Source organism: Candidatus Galacturonatibacter soehngenii (assembly GCF_008830185.1).
In the GTDB taxonomy this organism is placed as follows: domain Bacteria; phylum Bacillota; class Clostridia; order Lachnospirales; family Lachnospiraceae; genus Lachnotalea; species Lachnotalea soehngenii.
Map to the genome: position 1 here is coordinate 344,666 of NZ_WAGX01000007.1, position 12,933 is coordinate 357,598.

A 12,933-nucleotide genomic window follows, 5' to 3' on the forward strand; every position below is an offset into this window, starting at 1 on the left:
AGGAGATCACATGGGATTATCAGATGCACATAAAGGATATGAATATCAAGACTTACTTACTTCATATTTTATTATTAACGACCTTCTTAAAGGAAATTCTTCAGAGTTCAAGGTTGACATTAAGGAATGCGATGATGATAAATTCGATGATCTTACCGTGATTAATAATAATGAGGTAGTAAAACGACAGATTAAGTATAGTGATGATAAAATTGTAGCAAAAGGTGATTTCTCATCTATAGATTATGATCTCGCTCTAGATGTGCTATACAATTCATGGGAAAAGTTAGATTACGAAAGAGATGTATCATTAAAAATACTTCTTGCATGGGACTATAATGATAATCTTGATTTTTTAGAAGAGATAGGAACAAGCAATGATTTTACATATTCAAATGTGAAACAATATAGGATCAATATAGATAAAATTTGGTCTGTAAAAGAAGAAAGACCCATAAGTTCTTGGAGACGATTAAGAAATAATATGGAAGGGGTATCCAGGGAAAGTTTCAAGGAATTCCTCCAAGATTTAAAAGTAGAGCTATGCTTACCAAAAGCAAGTTTAGATATAGGAAATAAAGGTGAAATGGAAAGAATCACTGTCGATTGTCTAAAGGATTTTGGTGTAGGAACTTATCCGAATCATGAAGTATCACCAGAAAACGTCCTCCTTAGGCTAATGAATATTGTAAAGAATGCAAGAGCTAACCAGAAAACACTAAAAACGCATCAGGTAGTTAGTGCTTTAGGTCTAGTTGTTGGCTATGGGAACATAGAACAACTATTTCCTGTTGATTTAAGCAATAATATATACGATATAAATACATTTGAAGAATTCTATTCAAATATCTGTAAGAACAATAAAACTTTATTAATTGGTGAACCGGGATCTGGAAAATCGTGGTTTATTACTAACTTTATTGAGTACCTTAAATCACAAAAGATTTTATTTGCTAGGCATTATTGTTATACAAGTTTGGATGATATATTTTATTCAGATAGAATCACATCGAATATATTCATGGCTAATCTTATTAGAGATATTATGCTTGTCTGTCCAGAGTTAAAGGACATAAAGACATCAAAGTTTGGTGTTGATGAAAATGAACTTCAATCACTAATTGACCATATTGATAAAGAGATTGTCTTAATAATAGACGGACTTGACCACATTGAGAGGATAAAGTCATCCAATGAATCTGCTGTAGGAGCAAATAAGACTGATATCATAGAGATAATCAAGCGATTAAATGTGCCTGAAAACGTGAAAATCGTCGTTGTATCACAGCCAGTTTCAGAAGTATTAGAATTATGTGGACAAAATTATACACTCACTGAAATTCAAAACTGGGATACAAGTAGGATTAATAGATACCTTGAAATTAGGTGTATTGGTATGTATGAAGAAATAGAAGAAGTGACATTAAGTAGCTATTTATTTAATAAGAGCAATGGCAATCCTCTATATGTTACTTATTTAGTCAATGAACTTTCGAGAGCTAGTATTCTAGATTCATGGATGGATATCCTTGACTCAATTCCAGACTATAATGATGATTTAAAGGGGTACTACGATTATTTATTAGAACAGATTGATGAAGATCATAAAGTAGTATATGTATTATCTGGAGCATCTTTCTATTTAAGTATTGAAGAACTGAAAGATATAACAGGTTTAGGTAGCTATGTTGAAAAGAGGATAAAGATACTACGCAGCATACTTAAAGAAAGTGTTGTAAATGGTGGTTTTATAATTTACCATGAAAGTTTCCGGCGATATATACTAGAATTACTTGAAAGAAATGGGCTATCAATTTATGAGAATATATATAAAGATCTTATCATGTGGCTTGAGAGTATAGGTGTATATAGCAATAATAAAGCATACAACAATTTGTTTCGCTTGTTATATGAATTAGGCCAATATGATAGACTATTGGAATATGCTAATGTTGAGTTTGTTAGTGAAAGTTTATTTAAAGGATATGGATTTAATGCAATAAAGAAAAATTCAGATTATCTTGTGAAAGCTGTAACTAAGAAAAAGTCATTCGATAAATTGGTAATACTTTCAGAATTGTCCAATATAGTATTAAATGCAGAATTTGACTATGAAATTTATGAAGGAAAGTACTCGATGTGCATTGGACAAATTCATGGGTTTCAATGGTTAAGTGAAATACTTATATATGAAGGAAAAGCGAACATGCCTTTGAAAGAAGGATTGAGAGTCTGCTACTCCTGCTCACGTAATTATATTACTCCACCGTGGGATCTATATATAAATGAGATGCTAGAGGAAAGTAAACATAATAGAAATATCAATTGGGAAGAAGAAAAAGAACAACTTAAATATTTGACAGCTGCTTCAGTTGATATTGACAAAAATCGAGATAGTGTTGTTCGCTATGCAACTGATAGTGGAAATATAGAATATATGAAAATTGTATTAAATGAGTATGTTCATAGAGACAGATTAGTTGAGCTCATCTCACTTATTACAGATATGGGATTAATAGAACAATGGCATGGCTTGATAGAGGGCACTGATCAAGACGAGTTAGATGTAGTATATGCAAAAGATATTCTCAATACAGTAAAAACTTCTGATAGTATTTATGGTGATGCGGAAAATAAAATTAAATATCTGGTTGAAAATGCAATGAAAATTTATGAAACATATCCTCATCATGTAGATAGATTAATTGAAGACATTACTGATTTAAGTTGGTTTCATAATTGGATTATCTTTGTTTTTCAAGCTAGTAAGATTGAGAAAAAAAGTGAAATTACCGGAGATGATTTAGTAGAAATTTATTCAAATCTAAATAGGGTAACAGAGGTAGCAAATCACAGTATACGCACTATGGACTTATATGGTTTAAGAGAAGAAATTTATGATACTATCCAAAAGCCACTGAGAGATGTAAGTTTATGTGAGGCTGAATGGAAGGAAATTCTTGATATAATTGTTGAGTTATCAAGTGACACAATGGTAACTTTTCAAAATGCAATGATGGGTCCATTAACGACTGATAGGTTATTTGACTTAGTTACAGAGATAACTAATGATGAAAACTATGACCTTGTTTTACAGCATTTTGGTGAGATTACAGAAGAACAAAAAACAAGAAGAATACATATGGATTTAGCTGATTACTATATGCAGAAGTGTATTTTCCTATGCAAGAATAGTAATACAGATCAAGGAATCAATGAATTCCGAAATGCTATAATAATGATAATGTCATATGGACAACGTAGAGATAGAACACTTAGTAGATTAATGGATACAGTTGAAGATGTTTATAGCATAGATTCAGAAAAGGGCAGGGAGTGTATAAAGCGGTTAGGTTCAATGTCAGTTGCAGTAGTAAGACAAACTGATGGAAAAGAAACAAGCAATTATGAGAATGAGTGGTCTCAATTGTTGTGTAAATATGAGCCAGAATTAGCATTGAGGAAATTCATCGTAGATTCGGAAACATATAAAAGATCTTGGATATGTGAAAATACACTAGAAGCAATACTTACTAATTGGCTAACATCAAAATACTCAAGAATCGGAAATGCATTGTTTAAGACTATGCCTAATAAAAGCAGCAGTGATTTTATACAAGCTTACATCAATAATATTGCCTTGTTAGACAATGAGGGAGAAGTACTTTTAGCAAGAACTTCTATCATTGATTTAATAAGCAAATTTAAATTTAATGATGATGCATATGAAGTAGAAAAGCAATTTATAGATCCTATAACCGGTTTTTGCGAAAAACATGGTATTGATTGCAATTTGATTGAATCAGAAGGGTATACAGTGACACCTACTACTAATCAATATAATCACACTCAAATAACAGAAACTTTTAGTAATAAATATATGGATGAGAGCAATATATATGAGGTTTTAGACTTCATGAAATTATATGGATATTCTGAAGAGGTAAGTAGTGCTGTTAAGACATATTTGGTGAATAAAGAAGAATTATCTCAAGAAGTTGTGTTTGTTATTAATCAACTTGTTGATTTTGCTTTTGAAAATCCTGTTTCTAGTCAGTATTCTAATATTCAAGAGGAAGTAATCTATCTAGGTGGAATGGACGAAATAATAAATAGCATAAAGGCATATATTAATCTACGGATTTATCTTACTCAGAAGGATAGTTGGTATCATAAATATAGTAGTTATGAGTTTTTCGAAAAGGCTTATAATCTAGATAAAAGATTGGTTATTGATTCATACTTTGATTATTTTGGGAGCTTGAATAAGCCTTTTGAGGGTCTTAACGGGTTGTCAGGAAATATAATAAAAATGCTATCATGCGTTGACAACGGTCGAGAGGAAGTTCTAGATTTGTGGGACATAGTTTATGATGTTATTGATTTACGATTGAGTTGTAGATCAGAGATTGAATGGGAAAAAATTGAAAGAGAATTTGAAGGATACTGCATTGAAGAGTTGCTGCATCAGGCATTATTAACGAGATTGCGTTATGGTACAGCGGATATACATAAATCGGTTTTTGCTTCTCTCGAATCAATACTTACGCAAGATACAGAGAGAGCCATGTTTATAAGACCATTTAAACGGGTTTTGACCAATCATTCTAAATATATTAACTTAAGTGTGACTATGTTGATTCAGTTAGTTGAAGATATGTATTCTTATGAGGAAAGAGAGCAATATCAATTACTAGATCTTGATGACTATATTTGCACTAATGAATGTGGAGATGAAGGATTCCTATTAAAGTTTCTGTTGGGGAAAGAGATGATTGAAACTGTCAAACCAAATGTTCAGACTACTGATCAAGGATTTAATGATTTCATTCTACAAGAATTCAAAAGTATATACCCAAGATATAAGTTGCTAGAAGATAGGGGTATATCGGTAGATGATTATATTCTTGGTTTCTTCGGTGAGCTTCATAGTGAAATAAATAGGAAAATTTTATCTGAGACATACATGGACAGCAAATCTAGTTTATTGATGGATAATATCCAGATTCATAGTGATTATCTAAAGTCAATTGGAAATGCGGTTATAAATCATTTGAGTTGCGAAAACAAACCTGGAAATGTTTTTTCAATATTGAGAAGTCTTGAAGAAAGAGAATACTTTTACCATAGTATTAGAGAAGATATACTATTGTTAAATGCAATTAGTAATTCAACAATAACAAGACCTAATGGAATACCACACCCGAAGGATGTAAATGACAGTGTGTCTAGTGTAGATGAAGGAGACTGGATTAGGTTAGCATATATTGAACGAGAATATGTGTATACGGAAGATTTATGGAGAGCCAAGCATATTGGTGATAACTGCAAGATATTTCAGACATGTTCTGCTGTGGGGTTTGGTAAAAGTAATAGATTGCCTTTATATCATGATTCCTATAGAGGTTCTGTTCTTGAACATATATATCCTAAATATATGTATCCGGCAGGTCTTAAGGGTAAAGAAATCGTAGTTTTTACTGATGCAAACATTGGTTATAATCCATTTATGACATACTTTCGATATGATTATTTAGCGCTTACCTTTGAAGTACTTAGTTTATTGGAAATAACAATGACAAGTAATGATAAAGGTTTGATTGGAATAGATTCAGAGGGAAAATGTGTACTTAAGTATCAAAATTGGTGTACGTATAAACACTTAACTGGCGAACATGAAAGAACTCCAGTATTAAGAGGAAGTCAGCTCCTTCTATCAAAAGAGATTTTTGATAAGCTAGTTAGTGAAATTGGTCATGAACCATATTGTCATACTACAAGTGAATTGATTTTTGGTAAATAAGTTTACAGATAATGTAATGAATACTATTTCTATTTCTCAATTGGTTCATTATTGTCACGTCTCTTCTTCGAACGGAGTTTAAGTAGGTTACACTTATTAGGATAGTTATTTTAAGATCATGTAAAATATAATAACCCTTCCGCTAATGAACCAGTGGGTACCAACGACATCATTATTGTCACCTCAAGTCATGTTGAGTGCGTAGCATTGATGTCAAGGGTGGAGGTATATTATTAATAACTTACATGTGATTGATTATTGTTTATGTTTATATTCCCTCAGACTATTTAAAATGTCTTGAGGGACTTTTTCTATGAGGGGACGGTTCTCTATATACTTTTCTATTATCTTCACTTTAGTCATAATTTCAAAAAATATATAAAAAAAACTATTGCATATTACGTTACGTAATGTGATTTAATTTTTACTGAGGAGGAGCTGTGATGAATAAAAAGAGGCATTTTTCTATAGGTGAGATTGCAAATTTAACAGGGGTGACTATAAGAACCTTGCAATATTACGATAATATTGGGTTAGTTCCATTGAATAAGGAATTGACTAATGGCCGTAGATACTATGAAGAAAGAGATCTTACAAAGTTACAGCAAGTTCTCTTTTACAAATCTTTAGGACTTCCTATAAAGGAGATCAAAGAACTTGTGGTTGAAGCTGTTACCGTGGAGCAAGTAGCTGATGTGCTTCAAAAGCAGAAGCAGATTTTTTATCAAAAGTTAAATGATGTGAAAATGAGTATATCTTTAATTGATGCTAGTCTAAAAAGCTTAGGAAAAAACCAAGGACTGATTCCAGGAGAATTAGTGCAGTTAATGAGTACATTAAATAAGGATTTGATCTTTGAATATAAGGATGTTCATTATGATGAAAAAACCGAAAAAGTTTTTATAAATCATTATGAAAAAACAGAGGAAGTTATTGAAACTTATTGGAAGTGGAAGGCTCTCGTAGTAGAAGCTGTTACACATATTATTAATGGTGTTGATCCAAAAGATAGCCAAGGACAGGATTTTGCTAAAAGGTGGGTGGAAATGGTAGCACAGGTGACAGGAGGAAGGCTTGAATTGCTCGAAGCCCATAAAGCAGCTTATGAAAATCGTAATCAATGGCCTGAAGAAGATAGAAGGCTAATGGAGTTTGCTGATGAGTTTATTGATAAGTCTGTGGAAAGCTATTTAACAGTGGAAAAGGAGAAAAAATATGATTGAAATAAAAAGCTTAACAAAAGTTTATAAAGACAAAGTTGCAGTGGATAACTTGTCTTTTGATATTAAGCCTGGTATAGTTACAGGCTTTTTAGGACCTAATGGTGCAGGAAAATCAACTACCATGCGAATGATTCTAAATCTAGTTAAACCATCTAAAGGAGAGGTAATTATTGATGGAAAGCACTATATAGATTTGAATCAGCCAATTTCAAAAATAGGCGCATTAATTGATGCTGATGCTCTTAATCCAAAACTGACAGCACTGCAACATCTGCGATTGATGACTACAGCGAGTGGAATTCCAAGCAGCCGAATAATTGAAATGCTTGAAAAAACCGGGCTGGAAAAGGTAAAGGATAAGCAAATTGAAGAATATTCTTTGGGAATGAAACAACGTTTAGGTATTGCTGCAGCACTCTTAGGGAATCCCGAGACTGTTATATTAGATGAACCTTTTAATGGTTTAGATGTGGATGGTATCAAATGGTTAAGGAGCCTGGCTAAGAATTTGGCAGAAGAAGGGAAAGCTGTTTTAGTCTCTAGCCATCTAATGAGTGAAGTGCAAGCCATAGCAGAAAGAATTATAGTTTTAGCTCAGGGAAAGCTGCTGGCTGATATGTCAGTAGAAGAAATATCTAAAAAAAGCTACAGTGGATATTTAAAAATAAAAAGTGAAAATAATTCTAAGCTAGAAGATTTATTGAAGAAAAATGGAGCCTATATAAGCAAAGGGGAAGAAGGTTCATTGCAGGTTAGAAATGTAGAGAGTGAAAAAATAGGTATTATAGCTAAAGAAAATTATATTGCAATCTTCGAGCTTACAAGGGTTCAACCTTCCTTAGAAGAGCTTTTTATAGAGCTTACAGAGGGTAAAGTTGATTATAAATCTAAGTAGCAATCAATTATATGAAAGGAAGTTAGATAATGACAATTAATAATAGAAAAAGTTCTTTAAGAAATTTGATTAAAGCAGAGTACCAAAAAATTGTGTTTCTTAAATCTTCAAGAATATTTTTAATAACTCTAATTGCAGCAAGTTTAATGCTGGGGTTGATTTTTTCTCTGACAACCAGCGTAACACAAGGAAAGGCTATTACTGAATTATCACCTGTTGATGTGATTTCTGCATGCATGCTGGGAGTGGATGTAACAGCAATCATGTTAATTATTTTTGCAGCTATTTCAAACGCGAAGGAGTTTTCCACAAAACTAATTCATGTTACGTTAGCTGTAACTCCAAATCGAAAAAAATTATTTTTAAGTAAATTAATCACCTACTTTTTGCTAGGTACAGTCATAAGCTTAATTGTAACTGTTTTAACGTGTCTCGCCGGACAGCTGATTCTTGTGGCAAACGGAAGACCAATGGTTTCTTTAGCGGATCCTTTCTTAAGACAGTTTATATTAGGGACTCTTTTTATGCCAGTGTTTTACTGTCTATTAACTGTTGCAGCAGTATTTGTTTTTAGAAGTAGTGGAGGGGCAATCACTTTTTCCTTAGGTATTATGTTTGTTCCAGCTCTAGTAAAAATGTTCTCCCAAAGTATTCAAAAAATAATATTACCACTGTTACCGCAGGCATCCTTGCATAGTTTATCGGGTACAGCATCGAAAGGATCATACGAAATATTAGGTATTGGTGCAAGTATTCTTTTACTGCTTACGTGGATAGGTATTACTTCATTAATAGCTACTTTTCAATTTTTAAAGAAAGACGTATAGGCAATCAACAAGCAAAACATATTATAGATAATTTACGAGGAGTGTTCAAAATAGAAAAAGTAATACCGTTCTTAATGTAACAAAATGGTAAGGCGGAAGAAGCATGAATTTTTATACCTCACTGATTGAAGATTCAGAAATTACAAGCATAGTTTGATACGGTGCTAATGAAAATGGAGAATGAAGGGACAATTATGCAAGCCACTTTTACCTTAAAAGGACAAGAATTTATGTGTATTGATAGTAATGTAAAACATGAGTTCACCTTTACACCATCGTTCTCAATATATGTTACTACTTGCAATACTGAAGATGAAATTCGGAACCTTTATCAAAGGCTTAATGAAGGCGGACAAGCACTTATGCCTTTAGGTGATCATGGTTTTTGCAAAAAGTTTGGCTGGTTAAATGATCGCTTCGGAGTTTCATGGCAACTAAATCTCCTGAAATAAACACAAGAATTTCTTATTAAGTGAATAAAATACTCTCTAATGCGATTGATATGTTCCCGTCTACCGATAACTCCAAAAACGTAGTAGATATGTTTCCGAGAACGGGCAGTTTCAAATGACATTCATTTTATCCTCTCAAGCCACGTTGAGAGTATAATTCTGATGACGTATTGTGGTAATGATGAGAAAAAATAGGGTTTGACCACAACATATAGTGGTTTGAGGGCGAAATTCGGGTCAAAAATTGGCTAAAAAACACCGATTTTTGACCCTTTTAAATAGGGCATTTGACAGATGACATTGGATAATTGGAATGATGACAACGGATATGTAACATTAGATACTTTAATTATTCTTTTATAAAAAGATTGAGTTAATGGATGATATTTATGTCATTGATCATCTCATTTAGATTTAATATCATATAGATTATACATACACATAATTTCTCTTTTTAAACTATCGATTAACTCCGAAGGTTGAATTACCTTTGCATTTGTTCCAAGCTTTAAGAGGAGTTTTGTATAAAAAGGAATTTCATTTGAATCAATTGTCTTTTTAAGTGTGTAGTAATTATTATCAATATACTCTAGATCATTTTGCAAAAAATAGATGTCTTTACATTCTAAATAGGCAATTCTATTTAATTTCACATGTAAATCAATTGGATTGTTAATTGGATAGTTTGATAACCATTCTTTTAAAGACATGAGATTTTCAAAAGTATCCATACTTTTTTCAAAGTCTATTATTCTATCTACACGATATAATCTGTATTCCATTAAGTCTATATCAAGAGCAGGAGAATACCATTTGCCATCATATGCATAAATTCCTAGTGGAACAATCTTCTTATGTGTCTTTGATTTGGGGGAGTTATATTGCATCAATACTATATTCTTATTTATAGCAGCAGCTATTATCTCTTTTAAAAAAGGTGTATCATGTTTAAATCTATATTCATTAATTTGAAGTGTATTATCTAATTCTTTAAATTCATTTAAAGTATCTTTAGGCAAAAGTGAGTATATTTTTTCTTTAACTGAGCTAATGCTTAAATTAAAAGGTAAATTATTATAATTGCCAAGATAGTTAAAAGAGAAAAGAATTGCAAATATCTCATCTTTTGAAAAAAGTATAGGGGGATATACTTGATTATCTAGTACTTTATAACCTCCATTTCTGCCTTGCTTTGAGTATATAGGTATGCCCATATCTGAAAGATCAGTTATATATCTGTGAGCAGTTCTTACGGATATATTAAACTCATTTGCAACTTCTCTTGCTGTAAATTCTTTTTTTGAATTCACAAACCAAATTAAATCGAACAATATTGTAGTTTTATTCATATTTCCTCCCTAAAGTGACAATTAGTGTCATGTTTACATTATATACTAATTTTATTAAAAGTTTAAGGGGGATGTTATGAAAGATAAAATTATAGTAAAAGGAGCAAGAGAAAAGAATTTAAAGAATATTGATGTATGTATTCCAAAGAAAGAAATCACAGCAGTAGTTGGGCCATCTGGTTCAGGAAAATCTGCCTTAGTATTTAATACCATTGCTGCAGAATCACAAAGGCAGATGAATGAGAGCTATTCCAGTTTTATTAGAACAAGATTAGGGAAGTTCCCACAGCCAAAATGTGATGAGATTAAAAGACTATCACCATCAATTATTATAGATCAAAAAAAGATTGGAGATAATAGCAGGTCTACAGTAGGAACAGTAACTGATATATATTCAAAACTTAGACTCTTATTTTCTAGGTTTGGAAAGCCCTTTGTAGGATATTCAGATAGCTTTTCTTTTAATAATCTAAAAGGTATGTGTGAAGTTTGTGAGGGAATTGGAAAAATAAGGGATATTGATACAGAAAAGATTATAGATAAAAATAAATCGCTAAATGAAGGAGCAATTCTATTTCCTACATTTCAAGTAGGAGGATTTAGATGGAGTAGGTATGTAGAGTCTGGTTTGTTTGATAATGACAAAAAAATCAGTGATTATAATGAGAAGGAACTTCATCTGTTATTATATGCAGATGAAATAAAATTAGAAAATCCAAGTGATAAATATCCAAAATCAGCAATTTATGATGGATTAATACCAAGAATAGAAAAAGCTTTCTTTAAAAAGGATATTAGGGAAGGTAGAGTTTATAAACATGAAATAGATAAATATGCAAGAGAAATTATCTGCCCAAAATGTAATGGAGCAAGGTTAAACGAAAATATCTTAAAATGTAAAATAAATGATAAAAACATCTATGATTATTGTAGACTAAGTATAGAGAATTTAATAATTGAGCTAGAGAGTTTAAGCATAAAGAATGCAAAAGAATTGATAGATTCAATTTTAAAAGATCTATATAATTTTAGATTAGTAGGGCTTGATTATTTAAGTTTAAGTAGAAATACTGGAACTCTTTCAGGAGGAGAATCCCAAAGAATAAAGATCATAAAGCAACTTGGAAGCAGTCTTGTAGATCTATTATATATCTTAGACGAACCAAGTGTAGGTTTGCATCCAGAAGATATATTGAGGATAAATAGATTATTGATAGATTTAAAGAAGAAAGGAAATACAGTATTAATTGTTGAACATGATATTGATATGATAAAGATTGCTGATAATATAGTAGAATTAGGACCAAGATCAGGAGAAAAAGGTGGAGAGTTAATTTTTTCAGGAAGATATGAAGATTTTCTAACTGCAGAGACGCTGACATCAAGGGAATTTAAAAAGAAGAATGAATTAAACAATGAAATAAAGACTTTTAAAGAGTGGATAGAAGTTAATAAAGCAAAGGCAAACAATCTAAAGAATATAAATATTAAGATACCTAAAAATGCAATTACTGTAGTAACTGGAGTTGCAGGTTCAGGGAAATCATCACTTATGGATATCGAATTTAGAAAGAGATATCCTGAAGCTATTTTTATTGATCAAAAGAAGATATATACAAATGTCAGATCAACAGTTTCAAGCTATATAGGGATATTTGATAACATTAAAGATATCTTTGCCAAAAAAAATAACATATCTCCATCTTACTTTAGTTTTAATTCCAAGGGTGCTTGCCCAGAATGTGGAGGCAAAGGTTATATAAAACTAGACTTAGCATATATGGATGACATAGTTAGCCAATGCGAAGCATGCAATGGAAAAAGATACAATGATAGATCACTTAAATATAAGGTAAATGGTTTGGATATAAGTCAGGTATTGGATTTATCAATTGAAAATGCTTTAAGCTATTTCAAATACTTTAAAATTAATAAAATTTTACAGCAATTAATAGATGTAGGGATTGGATATTTAACTTTAGGACAGAGCTTAGATACACTATCTGGAGGAGAACTACAAAGATTAAAGCTATCTATCAATTTAAATTTAAATGGAAATATTTATGTCTTTGATGAGCCAACAACAGGTCTACATGTAAAGGATATTGATAGATTGATAGGGATATTTAAGAGATTATCTAGAGATAACACAATAATAATTATTGAACATAATTTAGATATAATGCGTATGGCCGACTGGATTATAGATTTGGGACCATATGCTGGAGAGGAAGGTGGGTATTTATTATATCAAGGGAGAATTGAAGGGATATTGGAATCCCAAAAATCAATTACAGGAAGACATTTAAGGAAATATCTTTAGGAATAATCATTTTAGATAATGAAGGATACAGAGTGGATTTAATTGCTTGTTAATCTATCCT

At 31.5% G+C, this 12,933-nt stretch carries 7 protein-coding genes; 6 read left to right on the forward strand and 1 reads right to left on the reverse strand.

Features of this window, described 5'->3' with window-relative positions; genetic code table 11:
- The first annotated feature begins 10 nt into the window (after positions 1-10).
- The 5 genes from F7O84_RS16350 (at position 11) to F7O84_RS16370 (ending at position 9,200) form a co-directional block, all read left to right on the forward strand.
- Positions 11-5,803: a P-loop domain-containing protein gene (locus F7O84_RS16350; RefSeq protein ID WP_151147743.1), complete on the forward strand. Its 5,793-nt coding sequence runs from the start codon at positions 11-13 to the stop codon at positions 5,801-5,803.
- Positions 5,804-6,246: 443 nt separating this feature from the next.
- The gene (locus tag F7O84_RS16355; RefSeq protein ID WP_151147746.1) at positions 6,247-7,026 is read left to right on the forward strand and encodes a MerR family transcriptional regulator; all 780 of its coding nucleotides are present in this window, start codon (positions 6,247-6,249) and stop codon (positions 7,024-7,026) included.
- Positions 7,019-7,921, forward strand: coding sequence for an ABC transporter ATP-binding protein (locus F7O84_RS16360; protein WP_151147749.1), 903 nt, complete (start codon positions 7,019-7,021; stop codon positions 7,919-7,921). Before F7O84_RS16355 ends, F7O84_RS16360 begins: the two co-directional genes overlap by 8 nt.
- Positions 7,922-7,950: 29 nt before the next feature.
- On the forward strand, positions 7,951-8,748 hold the full coding sequence (locus tag F7O84_RS16365) for an ABC transporter permease (protein WP_151147752.1): 798 nt from the start codon (positions 7,951-7,953) through the stop codon (positions 8,746-8,748).
- Positions 8,749-8,921: 173 nt separating this feature from the next.
- Positions 8,922-9,200: a VOC family protein gene (locus F7O84_RS16370; RefSeq protein WP_243140921.1), complete on the forward strand. Its 279-nt coding sequence runs from the start codon at positions 8,922-8,924 to the stop codon at positions 9,198-9,200.
- Between the two features lie 404 nt (positions 9,201-9,604).
- Here the strand turns inward: F7O84_RS16370 and F7O84_RS16375 are convergent, their stop codons facing one another.
- Complete coding sequence (locus F7O84_RS16375) at positions 9,605-10,549, reverse strand: helix-turn-helix transcriptional regulator (RefSeq protein ID WP_151147755.1); 945 nt, start codon at positions 10,547-10,549, stop codon at positions 9,605-9,607.
- A gap of 76 nt (positions 10,550-10,625) precedes the next feature.
- On the opposite strand from F7O84_RS16375, the gene F7O84_RS16380 reads away from it, so the two are divergent.
- Positions 10,626-12,872 (forward strand): ATP-binding cassette domain-containing protein, encoded by a 2,247-nt coding sequence (locus F7O84_RS16380; protein WP_151147758.1) that lies wholly within the window; start codon positions 10,626-10,628, stop codon positions 12,870-12,872.
- The last annotated feature ends 61 nt before the right edge of the window (positions 12,873-12,933 follow it).